This is a genomic window from Caldimonas sp., from assembly GCF_046291045.1.
Lineage (GTDB): Bacteria > Pseudomonadota > Gammaproteobacteria > Burkholderiales > Burkholderiaceae_C > Caldimonas.
Genome location: NZ_JBKBSL010000040.1, coordinates 1 through 24,261 on the forward strand (window position 1 = coordinate 1; position 24,261 = coordinate 24,261).

Here is a 24,261-nt window from a genome sequence, read left to right on the forward strand (position 1 = left end):
TCGACCGCCTGCACGAAGCCTTGTCCGCGGGCGGCGAGGTCCAGCCCTGCGGCTGGGTCAAGGACCGCTTCGGCGTGTCCTGGCAGATCGTGCCGGACTTCGTGCTGACCATCGACGAAGGGGCCGACCGTGCTGCTGCCGAGCGGATGAGCGTGGCCCTCATCGGGATGACCAAGCTCGATCGCGCCCGACTTCAGGAGGCCGGCCGCCTTGCCCGATCCCGCAGCACGGGAGTTTCTGGCGCTCAGGCATACAATCCACCGTTTGTATCGACCTTTCCCGGAGACGTCCCGTGTTCATCTCTGACGCATTCGCCCAGGCGGCCCCCGCCGCGCAAGGCGGCACCGAATCGACCCTGCTCAGCCTGCTGCCGCTGGTGCTGATGTTCGTGGTGCTCTACTTCATCATGATCCGCCCCCAGATGAAGCGCCAGAAGGAGCACAAGGCCATGGTCGAGGCCCTGGCCAAGGGGGACGAGGTGGTCACCGCCGGAGGGCTGTTGGGGAAGATCGCCAAGCTCGGAGACACCTACCTGCATGTCGAGGTGGCCAATGGCGTGGAGATCCAGATCCAGCGCTCGGCCGTGGTGCAGGTGCTGCCCAAGGGAACGATCAAGTAATTTCCGCCTCAGACCCGGCTTGGGCCGGGACCGGGAAGGGCGCCGACGGGGCGCCCTTCGTTCCGTGAGGCCCGGGCTGCGGTCCCCGCGATCAAGCCCCCGGGGCGGGGCCGTCATCATGGGCATGAAAGAGCTGTCATGAACCGCTATCCCCTGTGGAAGTACGCGATCCTCGTGGTCGCCGTGATCGTGGGCTTCATCTACACCCTGCCCAATTTCTTCGGCGAGGCGCCGGCGGTGCAGGTGTCCAGCGGCAAGGCCACGGTGCGCGTGGACGACGGCGTGGCCGAACGGGTCCGCCAGGCGCTGGCCCAGGCGGGCGTGCCGGCGGACTTCGTGCAGCTCGACGGCCATTCGGTGCGGGCCCGCTTCGCCGACACCGACACCCAGATCCGGGCGCGCGACGTGATCGACCGCGCCCTCAATCCCGACCCGACCGATCGGTCCTATGTGGTGGCGTTGAACCTGGTGTCGCGCTCGCCTCAATGGCTCACCTCGATCCATGCCCTGCCGATGTATCTCGGCCTGGACCTGCGCGGCGGGGTGCATTTCCTGATGCAGGTGGACATGGAAGCCGCGCTGACGCGCCGCGCCGAGGTCTATGCCGGCGACGCCCGCACCTTGCTGCGCGACCGCAACATCCGCCACGCCGGCATCAACCGGCAGGGCCAACAGATCGAACTGCGCTTCCGCGATGCCGCCACCTTGCAGCAGGCCCGCCAGGTGCTGGCCGAGCAACTGGCCGACATGGACTGGACGGAATCGGCCGACGGGGCCGAGCTGCGACTCACCGGCACGCTCAAGCCCGAGGCGGCGCGTCGCATCCAGGACCAGGCCCTCAAGCAGAACATCACGACGCTGCACAACCGCGTCAACGAGCTGGGCACGAGCGAGCCGGTGATCCAGCAGCAGGGGCTGGACCGGGTGGTGGTGCAACTGCCCGGCGTGCAAGACACCGCGCGTGCCAAGGACATCATCGGCCGCACCGCCACACTGGAGGTGCGGCTGGTCGACGACAGCGCCGAAGCCATGGCCGCCCTGGCCGGCAGCGGCCCGGTGCCCTTCGGCACCGAGCGCTACGTCGAACGCGGCGGTGCGCCCCTCATCGTCAAGCGTCAGGTCATCCTCACCGGCGAGAACCTCATCGACGCCCAGGCCGGCTTCGACGAGCAGCAGCAGCCGGCGGTGCACCTCACGCTCGATGCCAAGGGAGCGCGCATCTTTCGTGACGTCACGCGCGAGAACGTCGGCCGCCGCATGGCCATCTTGCTGTTCGAGAAGGGCAAGGGCGAGGTCGTCACTGCGCCGGTCATCCGCACCGAGATCGGCGGCGGGCGCGTGCAGATCTCCGGGCGCATGACCACGCAGGAGGCCAACGACGTGGCACTGCTGCTGCGCGCCGGTTCGCTGGCGGCGCCCATGGAGATCATCGAGGAGCGCACCATCGGCCCGGCCCTGGGCGCCGAGAACATCGTCAAGGGCTTCAACAGCGTGGTCTGGGGCTTCGTGGCCATCATGGTGTTCATGGTCGTGTACTACATGCTCTTTGGCGTGTTCTCGAGCCTGGCGCTGGCCGTCAACCTGCTGCTGCTCATTGCCCTGCTGTCGATGCTGCAGGCCACGCTGACGCTGCCGGGCATTGCGGCGATCGCGCTGACACTGGGCATGGCGATCGACGCCAACGTGCTCATCAACGAGCGTGTGCGCGAGGAGCTGCGCAACGGCGCCTCGCCGCAGGCGGCCATCCACGCCGGCTATGAGCGTGCCTGGGCCACCATCCTCGACTCCAATGTCACCACGCTGATCGCCGGCGTGGCCTTGCTCGCCTTCGGCTCGGGGCCGGTGCGCGGCTTTGCCGTGGTGCACTGCCTGGGCATCCTGACATCGATGTTCTCGGCCGTGCTGTTCTCGCGGGGCCTGGTGAACCTGTGGTACGGGCGGCGCAAGAAGCTCAAGTCCGTCTCCATCGGCCAGGTGTGGATCCCCGGCGGCGAGACCGCTCCCAAGGCCTGAAGGCTGCGAACGCACAGGAAGCACGCACATGGAACTCTTCCGGATCAAGCGCGACATCCCGTTCATGCGGCACGCGCTGCTGCTCAACGCCATCTCGGTGGCCCTGTTCGTCGCCGCCGTCTTCTTCCTCGTCACCCGCGGGCTGCACCTGTCGATCGAGTTCACCGGCGGCACGGTCCTGGAGGTGCAGTACGCCCAGGCGGCCGACGTGGGCAAGGTGCGCAGCCAGATCGAATCGCTGGGCTTCGGCGAGGTGCAGGTGCAGAACTTCGGCACCTCGCGCGACGTGCTGATCCGTGTGCCGCTGCGTGGCGACGTGCCGCAGTCGGAGGTGGTCTCCCGGGTGATGGAGGCGTTGTGCAGTGCCGAGGACGGCCGCCTGGCGCAGCGCCAGGAAGTCACCGACAAGGGCGAATCGGTCAGCCGCCAGGTCTGCGAGGCCGGGGGGAGCGAGCCGCTGCGGCTGCAGCGCAGCGAGTTCGTCGGCCCGCAGGTGGGCGCCGAACTGGCCCGCGACGGAGCCATCGCGCTGGCGATGACGATCGCCGGCATCATGATCTACCTGGCTCTGCGGTTCGAGTGGAAGTTCTCGGTGGCTGCCATCGTCGCCAACCTGCACGACGTGATCATCATCCTGGGCTTCTTCGCTTTCTTCCAGTGGGAGTTCTCGCTGTCGGTGCTCGCGGCGGTGCTGGCCGTGCTGGGCTATTCGGTCAACGAGTCGGTGGTGATCTTCGACCGCATCCGCGAGTCCTTCCGCAAGTACCGCAAGATGACGACGGCGCAGATCATGGACAACGCGATCACGCGCACCATGAGCCGTACCGTCATCACCCACGGCTCCACGCAGATCATGGTGCTGTCGATGCTGATCTTCGGCGGCCCCACGTTGCACTACTTCGCCCTGGCGTTGACGATCGGCATCTGCTTTGGCATCTACTCCTCGGTGTTCGTCGCCGCAGCCACCGCGATGTGGCTGGGGGTCAAGCGTGAAGACCTGATCTCGCCCACCCGCAAGGAGACCGATCCGGACGATCCGAACGCGGGTGCCGTGGTGTAGAGTTCGACGAAACCACGTCGCGAACGCAGGCCCTGTCCCCTGACCATGACCTTCCCTGCCGACCCCAAGGCGCTCGCTGCCCAGGCCCGCAGGACCTTCCTGAACGTGGTGCTCTATGGCGCCTCCAACGCGATGGTCGCGGTGGAGGAGGGGGCCAAGCAGCTGGCCTCCCAGCCGGCCCCGCCGGAGCTGCTGCTGCGCCGCCGTGAGGCCTGGGCCGACCTGCAGCGCCTGCGCGAGGCTTGGCATCAGCAGCTCGCCGAGCAGATCCAGTCCTGGCAGGGAACCCTGTCGTCCACCGGGGCCAGTCCCACGGTGATGGCGAGCCTGTCGCGCGGGGCCGAGCTCTCGCTGGTCGACGATGCCACCATCGAGCACGAGATCCTGAGTTCGCGGCTGGCGCTTGCGGCGATGGACCAAGCCAGCTCGGAGTTCACCGACCTGCGCTCGCGCATCCTGGCGCTGGAGCGCCGGGACGAGCTGCCCCCGTCCGACCTGCTGCGCCCCCAGGCGATCGCGGCGCTCATCTTGCGCACCTGGCGCGGCGCCGGGCTGGGGTTGGAAGCCTGGCGTTGCCTGCAGCCGGTGTTGCACGAGGAGTTGGGCCATTTGCTCGTGCTGGCCTACCACGAGACCAACAAGTGGCTGATCGCCCACGGGGTGCTGCCCGAGATCGACCTGCGTCCGCTGATCCGGCGTGCGCGGGACACAGGCGTGGCCGCCTCCACGGGGCGCCCGGCCGAGGCGGGCGGCCCGGGGCGCGCCGCCACGGCCCTGGCCGGCGGTGCGGCCTCCAGCGGGTCGGGCGCCGGGAGCCTGCACGGTGTGAGTGACGAGACTCGGCTGATGACGCGCGCGGCCAACCTGCTGCGGGCGTCCGAGCAGGCCCAGGCGGTGCTGGGGCGGCTGAACCGGCTGGTGGGCCGGCAGGTGCCCGAATTCGAGGCCACGGCCCAGGTGCATCCGGCATCGCCTCGGCTGTCCGAGGCCATGGTCCACGCCGAGCGCGAGCTGGCGCGGCAGTTCCAGGTCAGCGCCCAAGCCGGTCAGGAGGTGCAGCCCGCGGCGCTGGTGCAGGGCCTGCAAGAGCGCAAGCAGGTGCTCAAGCAAGCGGCCGAGTCGCCCATCGAGCGGGCCACCATCGAGATCGTGGCCCTGCTGTTCCAGAGCCTGCTGATGGAAGAGCGCCTGCCTGCCTCGGTGCGCGTGTGGTTTGCGCGACTGCAGATGCCGGTGCTGCGCGTGGCCATCAGCGAACCCGATTTCTTTGCCACCATCGACCACCCGGCGCGCAAGCTCATCGACCGCATGGGCGCTTGCGTGATGGGCTTCGACGACGCCACCGCCGGTGCCAGCGAGGCGCTGGAGAAGGAGATCAAGCGGGTGGTCCAGGTGGTCGAAGCCTATCCGGACACCGGCCGGCGCGTGTTCCAGACCGTGCTCGTGGAGTTCGAGAAATTCCTCGACCACTATTTCCGCAACGAGCACGAGCCCTCGCGGCGGGGCGTGTCGCTGGCCCAGCAGGTCGAGCAACGCGAGATCCTGGCCATCCAGTACACGATCGAGCTGCGCAAGATGCTCAACGAGGTGCCGGTGCAGGAGGGGGTGCGCGACTTCCTTTTCCAGATCTGGGCCGACGTGCTGGCGATGACCGCCGTCAAGCATGGTCCCCAGGGGGAGCAGACCAAGGCGATGAAGCGGGCGGCCGCCGACCTGATCTGGTCGGCCAGCGCCAAGGTCTCCCGCGAGGAGCGTGCCGAGGTGATCCGCCGCCTGCCCCCGTTGCTCAAGACCCTGCGCGATGGCATGGCCAGCGCCGGCGTGAGCCCCGACAAGCAGGACGAACACATCCAAACGCTCAACAACTCCCTGGCGGCGGCCTTCACCGCCAAGACGGCGGCCATCCCGGCCGAGCACCTGGATGAGCTGATGCTGCGGTTGGAGACGTTGGAGGAAATGTTGCCCGACGCCGAGGTCGAGATCGACGAGTCGATGGTGCTCGACCTGTCCGGCCACGAGACGGCGGGCCTGGAAGTGGTGGCCGAGGGCGGCTCGATGCCTAGTCCGGCCATGGTCGCCTGGGCGCGTGGTCTGCAGGTCGGAGCCTGGTTCAAGCTGGACTACCGAGGACGCAACGAACCGGTGCAACTGGCCTGGCAGGGCTTGCGCAAGCAGCTCAGCCTGTTCGTCGCGCCGTCGGGGCGCTGCGTCCTGTTCCAACAGCACCGCCTGGCCTCATTCCTGCAAGCCGGCCTGCTCGTGCCGGCCGAGGAGGAGGCGCTCACCGTGCGTGCCACCCGCGATGCCCTGGCCAAGCTGGATGCCGACCCCAGCCGCCTGCTGAACTGAGCTATTGCCGGCCGTTGGCCGCGTGAGGCCGCAAGCCACCGCTCCCGACCCCAAGAACGTGGGGGCAGGTTCCGCTCCCCCCAGGGGTGAAAGCGCGTGCTGCCCGAAGCGCAGGCGGACCGTCCGGCCCCGGGGTGCTCAGTGGATCAGCCGGTCCTGGGCGTCCACGAAGAGCTCGTCAAGGATCAGTGCGTCGGGCTCTTCGCCCAGGCTCCAGAAGACCATCAGCACGATGATCTTCAGATCCTCCAGCGAGACGGGGCCGCCGGGGATGGCCATCGCACGGTCGATCACCATTTCACGCATCGGCGCGGGCAGGACGCCGGCCGATTCCAGGAAGCTGATGAAGCCCAGGCAGTCCGGGCCGAAATGTTCGTGTTCGGCCGCCGTGTACACCCGCACCCCGGTGGCGCTCTGGGCGTGCGCATGGGCCTGGGCCGACAGGGTCAGCCCGTCCAGCCAGGTCAGGGCTTCCTGGATTTCCTCATTCTCGAACCCCACGGCCGAGAGCTTGCGCGTCAACTGATCGTGGTCCGGACAGGCGTCGGGCCGCCAGTAGTTTTCGTAGAGGTAGACGAGCACGTCGAACATGATCCGACTATACCCGAGGCGACCTGACCGACAAGGGCGGAATACCGCTGCCCCGGCCCCCGACATGGCCTCGCCGGCCGCGGGTGCGGCGTCGGCCCCGACAGGGCGGCTGGTGGGCGCCCGAACCTCAAGCCCGGTGGCAGCGCTGGTACAGGCCGCCGGGCAGGCGCTCGATGCGGCCTTCGAGCTCCAGCTCCAGCAGCCGAGCGCTGAGCCGGTCGGTCGGCCAGCCGCAGCGGGCCTGCAGCGCGTCCAGCGAGACCGGGTCGTGGCCCAGGGCGTCCAACACGGGATCGTCCGGCTCGCCGCGGCCGCAAGGGGCCGGTGGCGCTTGGGGCGACAGGCGAACATCGGCCCAATGCAGCTCCTCCAGGATGTCCTGGGCCGATTCCACCAGCTTGGCCCCCTGCTTGATCAGGGCATGGCAGCCCCGCGACTGCGGGGCGTGGATGGATCCCGGGATCGCGAACACCTCGCGACCTTGCTCGGCGGCCAGCCGCGCCGTGATCAGCGAGCCGGACTGCACCGCCGCTTCTACGACCAGCGTGCCGCGGCTCAAGCCGGCGATCAGTCGGTTGCGTTGCGGGAAGTTCGGTGGCAGGGGTGGGGTGCCAAGCGGGTACTCACTGACGATCAGACCCTCGGCGGCGATGCGCTCGGCCAGGGCGCGGTGGCGGCGGGGGTAGACCTGGTCCAGCCCGGTCCCGACCACGGCGATGGTGCGCCCCGGCCCGGTCAGACCGCCCTCGTGGGCGGCGGCGTCGATGCCCAGAGCCAGACCGGAGACGATCGTCAGGCCCACCTCGCTGAGATGGCTGGCGAAGGCCCGCGCGTTCTCCTGTCCCTGCCGGCTGGGGTGGCGCGTGCCCACGACGGCCAGCGCCGGCGCCTGCAGCCAGGCCGGGTCGCCCATCGCATAGAGCAGCACGGGCGGGTCGGCCGTGGCCAGCAGCCACGGGGGATAGGCCGGGTCGCCCAGGGTCACGACATGGTGGCGGGCATCGGCGCGCAGCCAGGCCAGGGTGCGCTCCACCAGGGCCGGCAGCTGCGGCGGGAGTTGCTCCAGGGCCTGGGCGGCCTGTGGCGTCAGCAGGCGGCGCCGGGCCTCGGGCGGTGCGGCGCAGGCCGCCTGGGGCGACCCGAAGGCGGCCAGCAGGCGGCGCACCGCCTGGCGGCCCAGGCCGGGGGTTTCGAGCAGCCGCAGCCAGGCGGCCAGTTCATCAGGGGGCAGGGCGAAAGCGGACATCCGGGACGCAGGGGCGCGGCCGTTGACCTGCGGCGGCCCCGGGCGGCCGCGCGAGCGACAGGAACCCCGGCCGGATCGGGGCCGGGGGCTCAGGGCTGGGTGAAGCGGTCGCCCACGACCACCGGATCCTTGACGTTCAGGATCAGGGCGTAGGACATGCGGTCGAACACGCGGAAGACGAAAAGCAGGCCGTGGCGCTCGTCGGGCAGGCGCAGCGTGGCCTTGTCCGGCGAGGTGGTGTCTTGGACCACGCGGCCGGCCGACCACAGGGCCAGCACATGGCCGCGCTCCATGCCGTCGCGCGCCCCCTTGTTGAGCGCGACGACCTGGTTCTGCCCGGCGGTGGCGCCGTCGCCATAGATCGAGACGATGCGGCCCTCGATGGGCTGTTGCGGCGCATGGGGCACGTAGTTGATGAACTCGCGCGGCGGCTGCGGCGCGAGGCGGTCGCCCACGCCCATCTCCAGGCGCACCGACTGCACTTCCACCGTGGCCGGCACGATCTCGCCCTGGGCGGTGGTGCGCCCCGGGCGCACATAGGTGGCCGCCCCCACATAGGCCGCCTCGTAACCCAGCACCTCCCGGGTGTCGGGATCGACCAGCGGGCGGGCGTTGCGGAAGACGCGCCAGTCGCGCTGGGTGCCCAGCTCGCCGCGCACGTAGGCGCGGTCACCCCGGGACATCAGCACGCGGCCTTCCTGGGCAGCGACCACGCGCGGAGCGGCCTCAAGTTCGTCGCTGTTGAAGATGACGGCCTCGTTGAGGAAGGGTTCGATCAGGTGCAGCGGTACCGAGGCGATGCCGTCGATGAGCTCGCTGCTGCGCACTTTCGGCGACAGGCGCACCGTGCCGTTGCCCACCGCCTGGCCCACGCGCAGGCGGGCGCGTCCGTCGAGCTTCTCCAGCACGAGGATCTGGCCAGGGAAGATCAGATGCGGGTTGCGGATCTGGTCGAGGTTCATGCCCCACAGCTCGGGCCAGCGCCAGGGGCTGCGCAGGAACAGGCTGGAGATGTCCCACAGCGTGTCGCCGCGCTTGACGGTGTAGGTGTCGGGCGCGTTGGGAGCCAGCTCGGACAGCGGCACGCCGGCCTGGGCGACCTGCTGGGCGGTGGCACGCTGCTGCGGCGTGACCGGATAATTGACCGCCCAGGCAGCGGCGCCAGCAGCGGCCAGGGCCAGGGCGGCCAGGGCGCGGACCCCGCGGCGTGCACGCACGGGAGCTTGCGTCGGACGGGCTTGCGGCGTGAGCTTACGAGTCATGCAGGGGTCTCCGCGTACCGGCACGGCCCCTGGTGTTGGGGGCCATGACGCCATATGGTTAATGAGTTGTTGTTCCGCCCGGGGACGACAGATCGGCGAAAATCCTCACATAGTTTCACAGATTCTGCCCATAAACCCTTGATGCCGCAACGAATTTTGCTGGACGTTACTGGTGCGTCGGCACTGGTTCACGAAAAGCGGCGTTGCGGGGCATCCACACCTGCCGCTCCTGACAGGGCGGCCCGGCACCCATGGCCCTGCTGAACATCCTGCGTTATCCCGACCCCCGCTTGCACAAGGTGGCCCAGCCCGTGGCCCAGGTGGACGAGCGCATCCGGCGCCTGGTGGACGACATGCTCGAGACCATGTACGAGGCCCACGGCATCGGACTGGCGGCCACGCAGGTGGACGTGCACGAGCGCGTGATCGTGATCGACGTTTCCGACGAACGCGACGACCCGCGCGTCCTGATCAATCCGGAGCTGGTCGCCAAGAGTGAGGAGATGATCGTCTGGGAGGAGGGCTGCTTGTCGGTGCCGGCCATCTACGACAAGGTCGACCGCCACGCCCGCGTGCGCGTGCGCGCGCTCGACCGCAACGGCCAGCCCTACGAGTTCGACGCCGAGGGCCTGCTGGCCGTGTGCGTGCAACACGAGATGGACCACCTGATGGGCAAGGTCTTCGTCGAGTACCTCTCGCCGCTCAAGCGCAACCGCATCAAGGCCAAGCTCCAGAAGCGTGCCAAAGAAGCGGCGCGCTGAGGCGGCGACATGAGGCTCGTTTTCGCCGGCACCCCCGAGTTTGCTCAGACGGCGCTGGCCGCGCTGCACGCAGCCGGCTTCGAGATCCCGCTGGTGCTGACCCAGCCCGACCGGCCCGCCGGCCGGGGGATGCGGCTGGCGCCTAGCCCGGTCAAGCAATGGGCCCAGGCCCGGGGCCTGGACGTGGCCCAGCCGCGCAGCCTGCGCCTGGACGGCCGCCACCCGGAGGATGCCCGGGCCGTGCAAGAGCGCCTGCAGGCCCTGCGGCCCGATGCGATGGTGGTGGCGGCCTACGGGCTGATCCTGCCGCGCTGGGTGCTGGAGTCGCCCCGCCTGGGCTGCCTGAACATCCATGCCTCGCTGCTGCCGCGCTGGCGGGGGGCCGCCCCGATCCACCGGGCCATCGAGGCCGGCGATGCCGAGACGGGCGTCACGATCATGCAGATGGACGAGGGGCTCGACACCGGCGACATGCTGCTGGCCGAGCGGGTGCCGATCCGCCCCGACGACACCACCGCGACGCTGCACGATCGGCTGGCCGCGCTGGGCGCCCGTCTGATCGTCGAGGCCCTGGAGCTGGCGGCTTGCGGTGGCCTGCACCCGATGAAGCAGCCCGAGGCTGGCGTGACCTATGCCCACAAGATCGACAAGGCCGAAGCGGCGATCGACTGGACGCTGCCGGCCGCGGTGATCGAGCGCCGGCTGCGGGCCTTCGACCCGTTTCCCGGCGGCGCCGCCCGGCTGGGTGACACCCTCTTGAAAGTCTGGGCGGCCCGGCCAGCGGCCGGTCAGGGGCGGCCCGGCGAGGTGCTGCGCATCGATGCCTGCGGCCCCGTCGTGGCTTGCGGCGAGGGCGCGCTGTGCCTGACCGAGCTGCAAAAACCCGGCGGACGCCGCCTGGCCGCCCGGGAATTCCTGGCCGGCCATACGGTGGTGCCGGGCATGGTTTTTGGCACACCGGCCGCCTGAACGACGGGCTTGAGATACAAACGCGCCGACCCCAGTTGAGGGACTGGGTTTCGACGGCGAAGAAAGGAACGCAACCCATGTTCAACATGATGAAGACCGCCATCCTGATGGCGGCCATCACCGGGCTGTTCATGGCCATTGGCTCCCTGCTGGGCGGCCAGCAGGGCATGGTGCTGGCGCTCATCGTGGCGCTGGGCATGAATTTCTTCAGCTACTGGTTTTCCGACAAGCTGGTGCTGAAGATGTACAACGCCCAGGAGGTCGACGAGACGACGGCGCCGCAGTTCTACGGCATGGTGCGCGAGCTGGCCGGCAAGGCCGGGCTGCCCATGCCCCGGGTCTACCTGATCCACGAAGACGCCCCCAATGCCTTTGCCACCGGCCGCAACCCGCACCACGCGGCGGTGGCGGCCACCACCGGCCTCATGCGCATTCTCAATGGGCGCGAGCTGCGCGGCGTGATGGCCCACGAACTGGCCCACGTGAAGCACCGCGACATCCTGATCTCCACGATCAGCGCGACGATGGCCGGCGCGATCTCGATGCTGGCCAACTTCGCCATGTTTTTCGGCGGGCGCGACAGCGAGGGCCGGCCGGCCAATCCCGTCGTGGGCCTCCTCGTGATGATCCTGGCGCCGCTGGCGGCCAGCCTGATCCAGATGGCCATCAGCCGAGCGCGCGAGTTCGAGGCCGACCGTGGCGGGGCCGAGATCTGCGGCGACCCGCAGGCTCTGGCCAGCGCGTTGCAGAAGATCCAGCGCTACGCCCAGGGCATCCCGCTGGAGGCGGCCGAGCGCCACCCCGAGACGGCGCAGATGATGATCATGAACCCGTTGTCGGGCGGCGGCCTGCGTGGCTTGTTCTCCACGCACCCGTCCACCGAGGAGCGGGTCGCCCGCCTGCTCGAGATGGCGCGCCGGTAAGGTGCGCTCATGAGGCGGGGGGCTGTCGGGGGGGGCACTGGCCGTCGCTGCGACCCGGGGCTCAACTTCCCGCCCGAATGGCCGAAGATCTCGCCATGCGTGCTTTTCCCCTCATCCTCGCCTTGCTGACCTCCGCCGCCCTGAGCGGCTGCGACCAGCTGGGCATCGAGTCGGCGCAGGCCGTGGCCGAGCGCCGTGAGGCCGAGGGGCGCGCTCTGGGCGGGGCCTGCCGCCATGCCGGGCGGGCCATCGAGGACTGCTACACCCTGAACCCCAAGGCCGACAAGGCGGCCATCTTCGCCGGCTGGCGCGAGATGAACGACTACATGGCCGAGAACAAGCTCACCGAGGTGCCGCCGCAGGTGGTCAACCCGCGTCATGCCAAGCTGTTGAATCCGGCCCCAGCCGAGACGACCGAACGGTGACTACTGGAGCGCCTCGCTCGAGGCCACGGACGGCCCGGCGCAGATGGCGCCCTGGGCGCGGCGGGCGCTGGAGGCGGCGCTGTGCTCGCGGGCCCAGGCGGCCAAGCGCATCAGGGCGCGGGCTGCCGCGTCGGCGCCACCGGCCAGGCCCACCCAAACGTTGCGTGCCTGCCGCGGCTGAGCCAGCGGCAGCCAGTGCAACTCGGCGCGCCCCTGGGGGTGCCAAGTCTCGACGACGAGTTCCTGCCCGGCCTCCAGCCACAGCCGCTCGCCCGGGCAGAGCACCCAGTCGGGCCCGCCTCCGGTGCGGGTGATCCACACCGTGGCGCCTTGCACCTGCAAGTGCCCGGCGCCCGGGGCACGCCAGCGCACGGCCTGGCCAGCGGCCACACCGGTGTGGCCCAGGGGCGTTGATTGGTGCGTGGCTTGCATGAGTGCGTGAACCATGATGAACTCCGGCTGTGACGTGTCTGTGCTGCAAGATTAGGAGGATCGGTGCCGCCGGTCCAATGAGAAGCAGATCGCAGATTGATGCAGAATCATCATGAATAAGCTGCGCCACCGGCCGCTCGCCGTGGGGGCCTTGCGGGCCTTCGAGGCGGTTGCCCGCCATCTCAACTTCCGCGCCGCGGCCGAAGAGCTGTTCCTCACCCAGCCGGCCATCAGCCGGCAGATCCAGGGCCTGGAGGACGAGATCGGGGCGCCGCTGTTCGTGCGTGGCACCCGCCATGTCGAGCTGACCAGCGCGGGCGCGGCCTTGCTGCGCTCGGTCGTGCCGCTGCTGGACCGGCTGGATGCGACGGTGCGCCAGATCCGCCAGTCGCGGGGTCGGCGGGTCGTGGGGGTGACCACCTTCGCTTCCTTCGCCTCGTTGTGGCTGATCCCCCGGCTGGAGGCCTTCCAACGCGAGCACCCGGACATCGATATCCGGGTCAGCGCCAGCGACAGCATGGTCGAGCCCGACGGCGACGAGATCGACGTGGCTCTGCGCTACTGCCCACCACAGCGTGGCACCGAGGGTTGGGTGCGGCTGTTCGGCGAGGTAATGACCCCGGTGGTCAGCCCCTGGCTGCTCGAACGGGCTCGCAGCGGACAGGGGCCGGGCCTGGAGCGGCCGACCGACCTGGCCCGGCACACGCTGCTGGAGGAGTTCGACAACCGCCTCAACGTCGAGCACATGAGCTGGCGGCATTGGCTCGCCCGCCATGGCCTGGGCGAACTGGAGCCCAAGCGCTGGCTCTATTTCAATTACACCTTCCAGCAGGTGCAGGCGGCGCTCACGGGCCAGGGGGTGGCGCTGGCGCGGCTGCCGCTGGTGGCCGAGGCGCTGCGCACGGGCGAGCTGGTCGAGCCTTTTGCCGACTGCGCCGAACGGCTCGACAGTGCCCATGCCTACTGGCTCATCGCGCCGGCTTCGGCCCGGCAGCGTCCCGAGGTGGCGCAGTTTTGCCGCTGGATCGAGGCCGAGGCCGCCCGCACCCGCCAGGCGGTCGGCGAGGACCCTGGCGGTGAGGACGGGCTGGGCGAGGCCGACTGACCGACCCCGTCCCCCCCACGCTACGGGGCGAGCACCTCGTTCTCGGTGACCACGATCGTCAGCGGGTGGTCATGGGCCTGAGGCGCCAGGGCGATTTCGCTGCCGGCAAAGGTCACGCCCACGGCGGTCACGCCCGGGTGCGCGGCCAGCCAGCGGTCGAAGTAGCCGCCGCCATAGCCCAGCCGGTAGCCCTCGCGGCTGTAGCCCACACAGGGCACCAGCACCACGTCGGGCACGACCTCGGCTCCCGCAGTGCTGGGAATGCCGCAGTCGTCGGCGAGCGCAGGCGGGCTGCGTCCGTCCCAGCGGCGGTAGACCATGGTGGGAGGGCTGCGGCGCGCGAAGGGCAGGGCCAGCCCCGGTGCGAGCGCGGGCATGTCGTCGCCCCATGCGGCCGGTGCGTTAAATTCGGACCGTACCGGCCAATACAGCCCCAGCACCTGCGGCTCCAGCGCGGCGAGCAGCTCGCGCAGGCGCCATCCCAGGGCCTGATGGGCCGCCGGACCTGCAGGGGAGGCCACGAAGCGCTCGCGCGCTTCGAGCAGTTGCTGGCGCAACGTGGCCCGGTCGAGGGACCCCGACTCCGTGATCCAAGGCATCTGCTTGATGAGATTTCTTCCAAAGGACTTCGATTATCGGCGCGCCCTGTGCGTGCTCGCCGCCGCCGTGCTGACGGGCTGCGCTTGGACGTCCTCGCCCGCGCAGGGGGCGGCCGACCTGGCGGTGCAGGCGCGCGAGGCCCACGCACGCAGGGACTTCGCCCGTCTGCAGGGCCTGCTGCGCTCGGCCCGCGCACAAGACCACCCCCTCACCCCCTGGATCGACTACTGGGCGCTCAACTTGCGTCTGGGCGAGGCCAGCGCCGGCGAGCTGGCCGAGTTCTATGCCCGCTGGCCCGGCACCTACGTCGAGGACCGGCTGCGCAACGATTGGCTGCTCGAGCTCGGCCGCCGCGGCGACTGGGCGCAGATGGCTGCCGAGTTGCCGCGTTTGCGCATGCGCGACGACCGCGAGCTCCATTGCTACGAACAGATCCTGCACCACCGCGACGGCCATCCGCGCGAGGCGGTGCGCGAAGCGGCACGGGCGGCGTGGTATGCCCAGCGCGATGCCGACGTGGGCTGCGCGGCGATGGCCTCGCAGCTCTACGCGGGCGGCGTGCTCACGGCCGACGATGTCTGGCGCAAGGCCCGCCTGGCCGCCGACCAGAACCGCCCGCGGGCCGCACGCCAGGCCCTGGAGCTGATCGGTGCGTCGGCCGTCATCAACTTCAACGAGCTCCACGAGAACCCGGCCCGCTACGTGGTGCGCGCCGGCCGCACCGACCGGCGCGAGGCGGCCGAGCTGACCGCGCTGGCGCTGATCCGCCTGGGGGCCAACGACCCGGACCTGGCCGTCACCCAGATGCGCGACCGCTGGGCGGCCTGGCTGCCCGACGATCTGGCGTCCTGGGTGTGGGCCAGCATCGGCCGCCAGGCTGCCATCCGCCTGCGGCCTGACGCAGCCGACCACTACCAACGCGCGGCGCGCAAGGCCGACGAGCGCTCCTGGTCGGACGACATGCTGGTATGGAAGGCCCGCGCCGCGCTGCGCGCCGGCCGCTGGCCGCAGGTGCTGCAGGCCATCGAGGCCCTGTCGGGCGCCGAGCAGCGCGACCCGGCCTGGATGTACTGGAAGGCGCGCGCCTTGCGTGAGGTGGCCCGCGAATCGGCCCAGGCCGAGACCCTGCGCGCCCAGGCCCACGCGCTGCTGGAGACGCTGGCCGGCCAGTACCACTTCTACGGCCAACTGGCCGCCGAGGACCTGGACCGGCCGCATTCCCTGCCGCCCCCGCCGGCCCCGTTGACGGCCGAGGAACGCGCACGGGCGCAGGCCAACCCCGGGCTGCAGCGTGCGCTGCGGCTCATCGAGCTGGGCCTGCGCAGCGAGGGCGTGCGCGAATGGAACTGGACCCTGAGCTTCGGCGGCCCTGGGCGCATGGGCGATCGCGACCTGCTGGCGGCCGCCCAGCTGGCCTGTGACCGTGAGGTCTGGGATCGCTGCATCAACACCAGCGAGCGCACCCAGGCCGAGGTCAGCTTCGAGCAGCGCTTCCCCATGCCCTTTCGCCGGGAGGTGGTGCTCAAGGCGCGCGAGGTGGGGGTCGACCCAGCCGTCGTCTACGGGCTGATCCGCCAGGAGTCGCGCTTCATCTTGGATGCACGTTCGCACGTCGGTGCGTCGGGGCTGATGCAGCTCATGCCGGCCACCGCACGCTGGACGGCGCGCCAGATCGGCCTGAACTACCAGCCCTCGATGCTCAACGATCGCGACATCAACCTCCGGCTCGGGATGAGCTACCTCAAGCTCGTGATCGAGGACCAGGGCTCGCTGGCGCTGGGGGCGGCGGCCTACAACGCCGGACCGGGTCGCCCGCGGCGCTGGCGCGAGGGGCCGGTGCTCGAGGCCGCGGTCTGGATCGAGAACATTCCTTTCAACGAAACCCGGGACTACGTCAAGAAGGTGTTGTCCAATGCCACCTACTATGACGCGCTGTTGCACGGGCGAGCGCCCCGGCTGCGCGACCGCCTGGAGCGCAGCATCGGGCCACGGGCCTCCGACGCGCCGGCCGCCCGGGCCGATCTGCCCTGACTGCCATGTGGGTTCGACGCACCATGAACAAGATCCTCGTCCTCGGCGGCACCGGCTTCGTCGGCCGCCACCTGTGCGAACGCCTGGTCGACCGCAACGGCGGCGGCAGCGGGCTCATCCGCGTGCCCAGCCGTCGCCCGGCACGTGCCAAGCACATCCAGATGCTGCCCACCGTGGAGCTGGTCCAGGCCGATGTGCACGACCCCGTTCAACTGCGACGCCTGGTGGCCGGTTGCGATGCGGTCATCAACCTCGTGGCCATCCTGCACGGCCGCCCGGCCGACTTCGACAAGGTGCACGTGGCGCTGCCGCGCCAACTGGCTCAGGTGTGCGCCGAGCAGGGCGTGCGCAGGCTGCTGCATGTCAGCGCCCTGGGGGTGGGCGAGGGGGCGCCCTCGCACTACCTGCGCACCAAGGCCGAGGGCGAGGCGGTGCTGCGCGCGCAGCCCGGGCTCGAACTCACGGTGCTGCGGCCTTCGGTGATCTTCGGGGCCGAAGACCGCTTTCTCAACCTCTTTGCCGCACTGCAGCGCCTCTTCCCCGTCCTGCCGCTGGCCGGCGCGCAGGCCCGCTTCCAGCCGGTGTGGGTGGGCGATGTGGCCCAGGCCCTGGTCAACGCCCTCGACCGCCCCGACTCGATCGGCCAGACCTACGAATGCGCCGGGCCGCACGTCTACACCCTGGCCGAGCTGGTGCGCCTGGCCGGCGAGCTGTCGGGCCATCCCCGGCCCATCGTGCCCCTGCCCGAGACCCTGGGCCGGCTGCAGGCGCTGGCGCTGGAGTGCCTGCCGGGCGAGCCCCTGATGAGCCGCGACAACATCGCTTCGATGCGCGTGCCCAACGTGGCCAGCGGCCGCCTGCCGGGCCTGCAGGCCCTGGACATCACCCCGGTGGACCTGCCCTCGGTGGCGGCCGGCTACCTGGGCGGGCGCGAGCCGCGCAGCCGCTACCTGCAGTTCCGTGCCTTCGCCCGCCGCGGCTGACAAGGCGCGTGCGGCATCATCAATCCGATGCAGGCTTCGCATTGGCGGGCGGGGCCGCACGGCCCTAGCATGGAGGTCTCATCGTGGAGACCTTCATGCTGCAACTCGTCATCGGCAACAAGAACTACTCGTCGTGGTCCCTGCGCGGCTGGCTGATGCTCGCGCACTTCGGCATCCCCTTCGAGGAGGTCAAGCTGCGCCTGAGCTTCACCGAAGGCTCCGAGTTCAAGCGCCGCCTGGCCGCGCTCACGCCCACCGGGCAGGTGCCGGTGCTGGTCGATGGCGACCTGGCCATCTGGGACACCCTGGCCATCGCCGAAACCCTGGCCGAGGCCCATCCCGACAAGCGCATGTGGCCTGCCGACCGCCGCCAGCGGGCTCGGGCGCGCAGCCTGTGTGCCGAAATGCACGCCGGGTTTTCGGCCCTGCGCAGCCACTGCCCGATGAACCTCGAGGCCGAGTTGTCGGCCGTGGGCGCTGAGCTGATGCGCACCCGCCCCGAGGTCGTGCGCGACCTGCAGCGCATCGTACAGATGTGGACCGACCAGATCGAGACCCACGGCGGCCCGTACCTCTTTGGGGCCGAGGTGACGATTCCCGATCTCTACTACGCCCCGGTGTGCACCCGCATCCGCACCTACGGCCTGCCCGTGCCGCCGGCGGCGCAAGCCTACATCGAGCGCATCTATGCCCTGCCGGCCCTGCAGGCCTGGGTGGCCGAGGCCCTGGCCGAGCACGATTTCCTCGACTTCGACGAGCCGTACCGCAAGAGCCGCGCCGGCTGAATCCGGCCCGCTACACTTGCCGGCCATGAAGGTCTACATGGTCGGAGGCGCCGTGCGGGACCGGCTGCTCGGCCTGCCGGTCAGCGACCGCGACTGGGTGGTGGTGGGCGCCACTCCCGAGGCCATGATCGCCGCGGGCTTCACGCCCGTGGGGCGCGATTTCCCGGTCTTCCTGCATCCTCAAACCCATGAGGAATATGCGCTGGCGCGCACCGAGCGCAAGACGGGTCGCGGCTACCACGGCTTTTCGTTCCACACCGCCCCGGATGTCACGCTGGAGCAGGATCTGCAGCGCCGCGACCTGACGATCAATGCCATTGCCGAGGACGAGGACGGCCGCCTGATCGACCCCTTCGGCGGCGTGCGCGACCTGCAAGACCAGGTGCTGCGGCATGTCTCGCCTGCCTTCGCCGAGGATCCGGTGCGCATCCTGCGCGTGGCGCGTTTTGCGGCTCGCTTCACCGAGTTCAGCGTGGCCGCCGAAACCCTGGTGCTGATGCGTCGGATGGTCGAGCACGGCGAGGCCGACCACCTGGTGCCCGAGCGCGTGTGGCAGGAGCTGTCGCGCGGGCTGATGGAGAAGAAGCCCTCGCGCATGTTCGAGGTGCTGCGCCAGTGCGGGGCGCTTTCGCGCATCCTGCCCGAGGTGGATCGGCTGTGGGGCGTGCCCCAGCGCGCCGAGTACCACCCCGAGGTGGACACCGGCATGCACCTGATGCTGGTGCTGGACATGGCCGCCCGCCTGAAGGCCTCCCTGCCGGTGCGCTTCGCCTGCCTGATGCACGACCTGGGCAAGGGCACGACGCCGCCGCAGCTGCTGCCGCGCCACATCGGCCACGAACAGCGCAGCGTGGGCCTGCTGCGCGAGGTCTGCCAGCGCCTGCGCGTACCCACCGAATGCCGGGAGATGGCCGAAGTCGTGGCACGCGAGCACGGCCACATCCACCGCAGCGGAGAACTCGGCGCGGCCGCCCTGGTGCGCCTGCTCGAGCGCTGCGATGCCTTCCGCAAGCCCGAGCGGTTCGACGCCATCGTGCTGGCGTGCGAATGCGATGCCCGAGGGCGGCTCGGTCTGGGTGAACAGGACTATCCTCAGGGCGAGTTGCTGCGTCATGCGCTGCGCGCTGCCCGGCAGGTGGACGCCGGCGAGATCGCCCGCGAGGCCCAGGCCCGCGGCCTGCCGGGGCCTCGCATCGCCGGGCTCGTCCACGAGGCCCGGGTGCGCGCGGTGGCCCAGGCTCTGTGAACCCACCGCTTGGCCGGCCGGGGCCGCAGGCTTGGCGGCAGGGACGCTATACCCGACTCGCCGCCGGGGCCGGCGCCGCGGTGGGATCATGCCCTTTTTGGCCGTGGGGCCGGCCGGATGCAGGGGGTGTGCGATGAGGATGACGCAGGTGATCCGGCGGCACGGCTTTCGCAAGTGGTACGAGCGCGAGCTCATCCAGAGCCACCTCCACCTCGTGTTGCTGCTGCTGGCCACGCTGGGCCTGCTGGGCAGCGCCGAGGCCTACGAGCGTGGCGCCTCCCCGCTCGAGCAGGTGTGGATCGGGCTGTGTGCCGCCGCCAGTGCCGTGATCGGGCTGTGGGCCCTGAGGCGCTACCTCTATCTGCTGATGCATGCCGAGCAGGTGGCCCATCAGGCCCAGTGCCCGGCCTGCCAGACCTATGCCCGCTGGACCTTGATCGACGAGGACGAGGGCCGCCAGCGCCTGCAGGTGCAATGCCGCCAGTGCAAGCACCGCTGGCACATCGACTGTTGAGCGAGCCCCGGGTGGGGCGGGCCCCGCTCACGAGGCCGCCAGCACGCGCCGAAGCTGGATCGCCTCGGCCAGGTGGGCCACGGCCAGGGTGTCGGCCCCGGCCAGGTCGGCGATGCTGCGGGCGAGCTTGAGCACCCGGTGCAGGCCACGGGCCGACCAGCCCAGCCGGGCGGCCGCGGCCTGCAGGAAGCGGGCGGCACCGTCGTCCAGCCGGCAGTGGGCGTCGATCTGTGCACCCTGGAGCTGCGCGTTCGTGCACCCCTGGCGGGTCATCTGCCGCTGCCGGGCCCGGGCCACGCGCTCGGCCACCGCGGCGCTGGGTTCACCCTCGGGCAAGCGCAGCAGCTCCTCGTGCGGCACGCTGGCCACTTCCACCTGGATGTCGATGCGATCCAGCAGCGGCCCGCTGAGCCGGCCCTGGTAACGGGCCACCGCCTCGGGGCTGCAGCGGCAGGTGCGCACGCGCGAGCCCAGGTAGCCGCAAGGGCAGGGGTTCATCGCGGCGACCAGCTGGAAGCGCGCCGGGAACTCGGCCTGCCGGGCTGCGCGCGAGATCGTGATCTGGCCGGTCTCCAGCGGTTCGCGCAGGATCTCCAGGGCCGCGCGCGGGAACTCGGGCAACTCGTCCAGGAACAGCACGCCCTGGTGGGCCAGCGAGATTTCGCCCGGCCGCGGCGGCGAGCCGCCGCCGGCCAGGGCCACCGGCGAGGCGCTGTGATGGGGCGCGCGCAGCACGCGCTGGCGCCAGCGCGAGGGATCGAAGGCGCCCACCAGGCTGAGCACCGCGGCCGATTCCAGCGCGGCCTCGGTGTCCAACGGCGGCAGCAGGCCGGGCAAGCGCTGGGCGAGCATGGACTTGCCGGTGCCCGGCGGACCCACCATCAGCACGCTGTGCCCGCCGGCTGCGGCGATCTCCAGCGCCCGTTTCGGACCGGCCTGGCCCTTGACCTCGCGCAGGTCGGGGCCGGCGGCGGCCTCGGCCTGGGGCCGCTCGCACACCCGCACCCAGCCGGGTGGGGCCGATTCGCCCGCGGTGGGCGGGAGCAGCGACTGCACCACCTCGAGCAAGTGCCGTGCACCGTAGACGGTGGTCCCCTCGACCAACGAGGCTTCGCGGGCGCTGTCCAGCGGCAGCACCATCGCGCGTGCGGGCCCTTGGCGGCGCAGTGCCAGGCTCATCGCCAGTGCGCCGCGCACGGCCCGCAGGTCGCCGGCCAGGCTCAACTCGCCAGCGAATTCATAGCCGTCCAGCGCCGCAGCGGAGATCTGGCCCTGCGCGGCCAGGATGCCCAGCGCGATGGGCAAATCGAAGCGACCGGATTCCTTGGGCAGGTCGGCCGGCGCCAGGTTGACGGTGATGCGCTTGTTGTGGGGGAAATCCAGCCCGCTGTTGATCAGCGCGGCGCGCACGCGCTCACGGGCTTCCTTGACTTCGGTGTCGGCCAGGCCCACCAGCGTGAAGCTGGGCAGGCCGTTGGCCAGGTGCACCTCGACGGTGACGGGCGGGGCCTGCAAGGCAGCCAGCGCCCGGCTGTGGATCACGGCCAGCGACATGGACGGGGGTCCTCCTGAGCATCCTTCTTTCTGAGGGGCACTGGGGGTGCCCGGACCCGCATTGTGGCGGTTCGCGCCTGCGGCATCCCCCGGTGGCGGCCCCCATGGGCGCGGGGGTGCACAGGCCTGGTGCATCGAGCCGAGTTGCACCGAGGGTGTGCGTCGCTCGGGCGATGCGGGGGCGCGATGCGCCGTCATGGGGCGATTCTCTCGGCCTCACGGTGGCACGCTTCCTGCAGATCGACGGATGCAACCCGTTCCTCATCCCTCCAGGAGTGTCGTCCATGTCCCGCAAGACCCCGCTCGCTCTCGCGCTCGCCGCCTCCGTGCTCGCCGGCCCGGCGATGGCCGAAGGTGTGGCCACCAACTTTAGCCTGACCACCAACTACAAGTTCCGCGGCCAGGACCAGACCGACAACAAGCCAGCCCTGCAAGGCGGCTTCGACTACAGCCTGGGTGGCTTCTACGTCGGCAACTGGAACTCCAGCATCAGCTTCGCCAACGGCATCGAGATGGATGTCTACGGCGGCTACAAGGGGGAGGTGGCCGGCCTGGGCTATGACGTGGGCGTGCTGCAATACATCTACCCCGGCCTGTCCGATGCCAACACCACCGAGATCTACGGCGGCCTGAGCTACGGCGCGTTCGCGTTCAAGTACTCGCACACCGTGTCCGACGAGTACTTCGCCGTGCCCGACAGCCGCAACACCGGCTACCTCGCGCTGTCGGCCAATGTGCCTGTGATGGACAAGCTCACGCTCAATGCCGCGCTGGGCTACACACTGTGGGCCAGCGATGCCACGCCGCCCGACTACTACGACTACAAGCTGGGGGCCACCTACGACCTGGGCTCAGGCTTCTCGCTGGGCGGCCACGTGGTGGGCGCCAACAAAAAGAACTTCTATGGCGACATCAACAAGGCCCGTTTCATCGTCACGCTGACCAAGGCCATGTAAACCGCAGGTGCCCGGCTGGGAGCGGGCACCTCCCATTCCACTTTCACAAGGAGCAAGCCATGAAGATGGTGACTGCCATCGTCAAGCCCTTCAAGCTGGACGAAGTGCGTGAAGCCCTCAGCGCCATCGGGGTGCAGGGCATCACGGTGACTGAAGTCAAGGGCTTCGGCCGTCAGAAGGGCCACACCGAGCTGTACCGGGGGGCGGAGTATGTCGTCGACTTTCTGCCCAAGGTGAAGATCGAGGCGGCGGTGGACGACGCCATCGTCGATCGCGTCATCGAGGCCATCGAAGGCTCGGCCCGCACCGGCAAGATCGGCGACGGGAAGATCTTCGTGTCGGCCCTCGAGCAGGTGGTGCGCATCCGCACCGGCGAGACGGGCAAGGACGCCCTGTGACCCTTCCGACCCAGAGAGACAACCCATGAAGAAACTGCTTGCCATCTTGGCGTTCGGTCTGTCGGCCCTCGGGGTCGTGGACGTCGCCCTCGCGCAGGACGCCGCCGCCTCGGCGCCTGCGGTCACCGAAGCGGCCGCACCGGCTGCAGCCCCCGGCGCACCGGCGCCGACCCCCGCCGAAGCGGCCCCGACGCCCACCGTGAACAAGGGCGACGTGGCTTGGATGCTGACGGCCACCATGCTGGTCATCCTGATGACCATCCCCGGCCTGGCGCTGTTCTACGGCGGTCTGGTGCGCGCCAAGAACATGCTGTCGGTGCTGATGCAGGTCTTCGTGATCTTCTCGCTCGTCACCGTGCTATGGGCTCTTTACGGCTACAGCCTGGCCTTCGGCGGTGGCGGCGCCTTCATCGGCACGCTGGACAAGGTCTTCCTGATGGGGGTGACGCAGGAGTCCCTGGCCGACACCTTCTCTGCGGATGCCAAACTGCCCGAGTACGTGTTCATCGCCTTCCAGTCGACATTCGCGGCCATCACCTGTGCGCTGATCGTCGGGGCCTTTGCCGAACGCATCAAGTTCTCGGCGGTGCTGCTGTTCACGGTGCTGTGGTTCACCTTCAGCTACCTGCCCATCGCTCACATGGTGTGGTACTCGGAAGGCCTGCTGTTCAAGGACGGCGCGCTGGACTTCGCCGGTGGCACCGTGGTGCACATCAACGCCGGCGTGGCCGCGCTGGTGGGCGCCTACATGGTGGGCAAGCGCATCGGTTTCGGCAAGGAGGCCATGCCCCCGCACTCGCTCACGCTGACCATGGTGGGTGCCTCGCTGCTGTGGGTGGGCTGGTTCGGCTTCAACGCCGGCTCTGCGCTGGAAGCCAACGCCAACGCCTCGCTGGCCTTCATCAACACCATCGTCGCCACCGGCGCGGCCACCCTGGCCTGGTGCATCGGCGAAGGCCTGGCCAAGGGCAAGGCCTCGATGCTGGGCGCCGCCTCGGGCGCGGTGTCGGGCTTGGTGGCCATCACCCCGGCCGCCGGCCTGGTGGGCCCGATGGGCGCCATCGTCATCGGCCTGCTGGCGGGCTTCGTCTGCCTGTGGGGCGTCAATGGCCTGAAGCGCATGCTCGGCGCCGATGACGCGCTGGACGTGTTCGGCGTGCATGGCGTGGGCGGCATCGTGGGCGCCTTGCTGACTGGCGTGTTCACCGCGCCCGGCCTGGGGGGGACCGGCGCCGAAGACTTCTCGATCGCCTCGCAGGTCTGGATCCAGGCCAAAGGCGTGCTGCTGACCATCGTCTGGTCGGGGGTGGTCTCGATCATCGCCTACAAAATCGTCGACCTCGTCATCGGCCTGCGCGTGCCCGAAGAGGACGAGCGTGAGGGCCTGGACATCGCCTCGCATGGCGAGACGGCCTACAGCAAGTAAGCGACTGCTCGCG

The 24,261-nt window shown here is 70.0% G+C and carries 24 protein-coding genes; 18 read left to right on the plus strand and 6 right to left on the minus strand.

What is annotated here, in order from left to right; all coding sequences use genetic code 11:
* Window positions 1-20: 20 nt before the first annotated feature.
* From ACK4ZD_RS12995 to ACK4ZD_RS13015, 5 genes are all read left to right on the plus strand, one after another.
* Window positions 21-383 (plus strand): VOC family protein, encoded by a 363-nt coding sequence (locus tag ACK4ZD_RS12995; RefSeq protein ID WP_409662863.1) that lies wholly within the window; start codon window positions 21-23, stop codon window positions 381-383.
* Window positions 293-619 (plus strand): preprotein translocase subunit YajC, encoded by a 327-nt coding sequence (gene yajC, locus ACK4ZD_RS13000; protein WP_409662804.1) that lies wholly within the window; start codon window positions 293-295, stop codon window positions 617-619. The genes ACK4ZD_RS12995 and yajC overlap by 91 nt, the downstream gene beginning before the upstream one ends.
* Window positions 620-757: 138 nt before the next feature.
* Window positions 758-2,632 (plus strand): protein translocase subunit SecD, encoded by a 1,875-nt coding sequence (gene secD, locus ACK4ZD_RS13005; RefSeq protein ID WP_409662806.1) that lies wholly within the window; start codon window positions 758-760, stop codon window positions 2,630-2,632.
* Between the two features lie 28 nt (window positions 2,633-2,660).
* Window positions 2,661-3,692: a protein translocase subunit SecF gene (gene secF, locus ACK4ZD_RS13010; protein WP_409662809.1), complete on the plus strand. Its 1,032-nt coding sequence runs from the start codon at window positions 2,661-2,663 to the stop codon at window positions 3,690-3,692.
* 45 nt (window positions 3,693-3,737) lie between these two features.
* Window positions 3,738-6,041 (plus strand): DUF1631 family protein, encoded by a 2,304-nt coding sequence (locus tag ACK4ZD_RS13015; protein WP_409662812.1) that lies wholly within the window; start codon window positions 3,738-3,740, stop codon window positions 6,039-6,041.
* A gap of 138 nt (window positions 6,042-6,179) precedes the next feature.
* Here ACK4ZD_RS13015 and ACK4ZD_RS13020 read toward each other — a convergent pair whose 3' ends face one another.
* The 3 genes from ACK4ZD_RS13020 to ACK4ZD_RS13030 form a co-directional block, all read right to left on the minus strand.
* Window positions 6,180-6,632, minus strand: coding sequence for a DUF494 family protein (locus ACK4ZD_RS13020; protein ID WP_409662815.1), 453 nt, complete (start codon window positions 6,630-6,632; stop codon window positions 6,180-6,182).
* Window positions 6,633-6,759: 127 nt separating this feature from the next.
* Entirely contained in the window at window positions 6,760-7,878 is a 1,119-nt protein-coding gene (gene dprA, locus ACK4ZD_RS13025; protein WP_409662818.1) for a DNA-processing protein DprA, read from the minus strand.
* An 89-nt stretch (window positions 7,879-7,967) separates the two neighbouring features.
* A complete protein-coding gene (locus tag ACK4ZD_RS13030) occupies window positions 7,968-9,140 on the minus strand; it encodes a LysM peptidoglycan-binding domain-containing protein (protein ID WP_409662821.1) in 1,173 nt (390 codons plus the stop codon).
* Window positions 9,141-9,391: 251 nt separating this feature from the next.
* Between ACK4ZD_RS13030 and def the strand changes: the two genes are divergently transcribed.
* From def to ACK4ZD_RS13050, 4 genes are all read left to right on the plus strand, one after another.
* Window positions 9,392-9,901, plus strand: a complete 510-nt coding sequence (gene def / locus ACK4ZD_RS13035; protein ID WP_409662824.1) for a peptide deformylase — start codon at window positions 9,392-9,394, stop codon at window positions 9,899-9,901.
* A 9-nt stretch (window positions 9,902-9,910) separates the two neighbouring features.
* Window positions 9,911-10,870 carry a methionyl-tRNA formyltransferase gene (fmt, locus tag ACK4ZD_RS13040; protein WP_409662827.1) on the plus strand — a complete coding sequence of 320 codons (960 nt, stop codon included), beginning with the start codon at window positions 9,911-9,913 and terminating at the stop codon, window positions 10,868-10,870.
* 77 nt (window positions 10,871-10,947) lie between these two features.
* Window positions 10,948-11,793 (plus strand): zinc metalloprotease HtpX, encoded by an 846-nt coding sequence (gene htpX / locus ACK4ZD_RS13045; RefSeq protein ID WP_409662830.1) that lies wholly within the window; start codon window positions 10,948-10,950, stop codon window positions 11,791-11,793.
* Between the two features lie 95 nt (window positions 11,794-11,888).
* Entirely contained in the window at window positions 11,889-12,218 is a 330-nt protein-coding gene (locus tag ACK4ZD_RS13050) for a hypothetical protein (RefSeq protein WP_409662833.1), read from the plus strand.
* On the opposite strand, the gene ACK4ZD_RS13055 is transcribed toward ACK4ZD_RS13050, so the two are convergent.
* Entirely contained in the window at window positions 12,219-12,665 is a 447-nt protein-coding gene (locus ACK4ZD_RS13055; protein WP_409662835.1) for a DUF2917 domain-containing protein, read from the minus strand.
* A gap of 97 nt (window positions 12,666-12,762) precedes the next feature.
* Between ACK4ZD_RS13055 and ACK4ZD_RS13060 the strand changes: the two genes are divergently transcribed.
* Complete coding sequence (locus ACK4ZD_RS13060; RefSeq protein WP_409662837.1) at window positions 12,763-13,755, plus strand: LysR family transcriptional regulator; 993 nt, start codon at window positions 12,763-12,765, stop codon at window positions 13,753-13,755.
* Window positions 13,756-13,775: 20 nt separating this feature from the next.
* Here ACK4ZD_RS13060 and ACK4ZD_RS13065 read toward each other — a convergent pair whose 3' ends face one another.
* Window positions 13,776-14,354 carry a 5-formyltetrahydrofolate cyclo-ligase gene (locus tag ACK4ZD_RS13065; RefSeq protein ID WP_409662840.1) on the minus strand — a complete coding sequence of 193 codons (579 nt, stop codon included), beginning with the start codon at window positions 14,352-14,354 and terminating at the stop codon, window positions 13,776-13,778.
* 7 nt (window positions 14,355-14,361) lie between these two features.
* On the opposite strand from ACK4ZD_RS13065, the gene ACK4ZD_RS13070 reads away from it, so the two are divergent.
* From ACK4ZD_RS13070 to ACK4ZD_RS13090, 5 genes are all read left to right on the plus strand, one after another.
* A complete protein-coding gene (locus ACK4ZD_RS13070; RefSeq protein ID WP_409662843.1) occupies window positions 14,362-16,386 on the plus strand; it encodes a transglycosylase SLT domain-containing protein in 2,025 nt (674 codons plus the stop codon).
* A gap of 23 nt (window positions 16,387-16,409) precedes the next feature.
* Window positions 16,410-17,369 (plus strand): complex I NDUFA9 subunit family protein, encoded by a 960-nt coding sequence (locus ACK4ZD_RS13075; RefSeq protein WP_409662866.1) that lies wholly within the window; start codon window positions 16,410-16,412, stop codon window positions 17,367-17,369.
* 95 nt (window positions 17,370-17,464) lie between these two features.
* A complete protein-coding gene (locus ACK4ZD_RS13080; protein WP_409662845.1) occupies window positions 17,465-18,154 on the plus strand; it encodes a glutathione S-transferase family protein in 690 nt (229 codons plus the stop codon).
* Window positions 18,155-18,179: 25 nt separating this feature from the next.
* A complete protein-coding gene (locus ACK4ZD_RS13085) occupies window positions 18,180-19,400 on the plus strand; it encodes a multifunctional CCA addition/repair protein (protein ID WP_409662848.1) in 1,221 nt (406 codons plus the stop codon).
* A gap of 133 nt (window positions 19,401-19,533) precedes the next feature.
* Window positions 19,534-19,914, plus strand: a complete 381-nt coding sequence (locus tag ACK4ZD_RS13090; RefSeq protein ID WP_409662851.1) for a hypothetical protein — start codon at window positions 19,534-19,536, stop codon at window positions 19,912-19,914.
* 27 nt (window positions 19,915-19,941) lie between these two features.
* Here the strand turns inward: ACK4ZD_RS13090 and ACK4ZD_RS13095 are convergent, their stop codons facing one another.
* Window positions 19,942-21,468: a YifB family Mg chelatase-like AAA ATPase gene (locus ACK4ZD_RS13095; protein WP_409662854.1), complete on the minus strand. Its 1,527-nt coding sequence runs from the start codon at window positions 21,466-21,468 to the stop codon at window positions 19,942-19,944.
* Between the two features lie 284 nt (window positions 21,469-21,752).
* On the opposite strand from ACK4ZD_RS13095, the gene ACK4ZD_RS13100 reads away from it, so the two are divergent.
* Genes ACK4ZD_RS13100 through ACK4ZD_RS13110 form a run of 3 tightly spaced genes read left to right on the plus strand, consistent with a single transcriptional unit; the run spans window position 21,753 to window position 24,248 of the window.
* Window positions 21,753-22,424 (plus strand): TorF family putative porin, encoded by a 672-nt coding sequence (locus ACK4ZD_RS13100; RefSeq protein ID WP_409662856.1) that lies wholly within the window; start codon window positions 21,753-21,755, stop codon window positions 22,422-22,424.
* Between the two features lie 59 nt (window positions 22,425-22,483).
* Window positions 22,484-22,822, plus strand: a complete 339-nt coding sequence (locus ACK4ZD_RS13105) for a P-II family nitrogen regulator (protein ID WP_019561840.1) — start codon at window positions 22,484-22,486, stop codon at window positions 22,820-22,822.
* A gap of 25 nt (window positions 22,823-22,847) precedes the next feature.
* The gene (locus ACK4ZD_RS13110; RefSeq protein ID WP_409662860.1) at window positions 22,848-24,248 is read left to right on the plus strand and encodes an ammonium transporter; all 1,401 of its coding nucleotides are present in this window, start codon (window positions 22,848-22,850) and stop codon (window positions 24,246-24,248) included.
* The last annotated feature ends 13 nt before the right edge of the window (window positions 24,249-24,261 follow it).

Bases quoted from the DNA above. Each gene is read 5' to 3' on its own strand.
- ACK4ZD_RS13105 (WP_019561840.1), top strand. From the start codon at position 22,484: ATGAAGATGGTGACTGCCATCGTCAAGCCCTTCAAGCTGGACGAAGTG.
- ACK4ZD_RS13110 (WP_409662860.1), top strand. From the start codon at position 22,848: ATGAAGAAACTGCTTGCCATCTTGGCGTTCGGTCTGTCGGCCCTCGGG.
- ACK4ZD_RS13080 (WP_409662845.1), top strand. From the start codon at position 17,465: ATGCTGCAACTCGTCATCGGCAACAAGAACTACTCGTCGTGGTCCCTG.
- ACK4ZD_RS13030 (WP_409662821.1), bottom strand. From the start codon at position 9,140: ATGACTCGTAAGCTCACGCCGCAAGCCCGTCCGACGCAAGCTCCCGTG.
- ACK4ZD_RS13070 (WP_409662843.1), top strand. From the start codon at position 14,362: ATGAGATTTCTTCCAAAGGACTTCGATTATCGGCGCGCCCTGTGCGTG.
- ACK4ZD_RS13020 (WP_409662815.1), bottom strand. From the start codon at position 6,632: ATGTTCGACGTGCTCGTCTACCTCTACGAAAACTACTGGCGGCCCGAC.
- ACK4ZD_RS13065 (WP_409662840.1), bottom strand. From the start codon at position 14,354: ATGCCTTGGATCACGGAGTCGGGGTCCCTCGACCGGGCCACGTTGCGC.
- ACK4ZD_RS13095 (WP_409662854.1), bottom strand. From the start codon at position 21,468: ATGTCGCTGGCCGTGATCCACAGCCGGGCGCTGGCTGCCTTGCAGGCC.
- ACK4ZD_RS13100 (WP_409662856.1), top strand. From the start codon at position 21,753: ATGTCCCGCAAGACCCCGCTCGCTCTCGCGCTCGCCGCCTCCGTGCTC.
- ACK4ZD_RS13085 (WP_409662848.1), top strand. From the start codon at position 18,180: ATGAAGGTCTACATGGTCGGAGGCGCCGTGCGGGACCGGCTGCTCGGC.
- ACK4ZD_RS13090 (WP_409662851.1), top strand. From the start codon at position 19,534: ATGAGGATGACGCAGGTGATCCGGCGGCACGGCTTTCGCAAGTGGTAC.
- secF (WP_409662809.1), top strand. From the start codon at position 2,661: ATGGAACTCTTCCGGATCAAGCGCGACATCCCGTTCATGCGGCACGCG.
- secD (WP_409662806.1), top strand. From the start codon at position 758: ATGAACCGCTATCCCCTGTGGAAGTACGCGATCCTCGTGGTCGCCGTG.
- ACK4ZD_RS13075 (WP_409662866.1), top strand. From the start codon at position 16,410: ATGAACAAGATCCTCGTCCTCGGCGGCACCGGCTTCGTCGGCCGCCAC.
- htpX (WP_409662830.1), top strand. From the start codon at position 10,948: ATGTTCAACATGATGAAGACCGCCATCCTGATGGCGGCCATCACCGGG.
- def (WP_409662824.1), top strand. From the start codon at position 9,392: ATGGCCCTGCTGAACATCCTGCGTTATCCCGACCCCCGCTTGCACAAG.
- dprA (WP_409662818.1), bottom strand. From the start codon at position 7,878: ATGTCCGCTTTCGCCCTGCCCCCTGATGAACTGGCCGCCTGGCTGCGG.
- ACK4ZD_RS13015 (WP_409662812.1), top strand. From the start codon at position 3,738: ATGACCTTCCCTGCCGACCCCAAGGCGCTCGCTGCCCAGGCCCGCAGG.
- ACK4ZD_RS13060 (WP_409662837.1), top strand. From the start codon at position 12,763: ATGAATAAGCTGCGCCACCGGCCGCTCGCCGTGGGGGCCTTGCGGGCC.
- fmt (WP_409662827.1), top strand. From the start codon at position 9,911: ATGAGGCTCGTTTTCGCCGGCACCCCCGAGTTTGCTCAGACGGCGCTG.
- ACK4ZD_RS13050 (WP_409662833.1), top strand. From the start codon at position 11,889: ATGCGTGCTTTTCCCCTCATCCTCGCCTTGCTGACCTCCGCCGCCCTG.
- ACK4ZD_RS13055 (WP_409662835.1), bottom strand. From the start codon at position 12,665: ATGGTTCACGCACTCATGCAAGCCACGCACCAATCAACGCCCCTGGGC.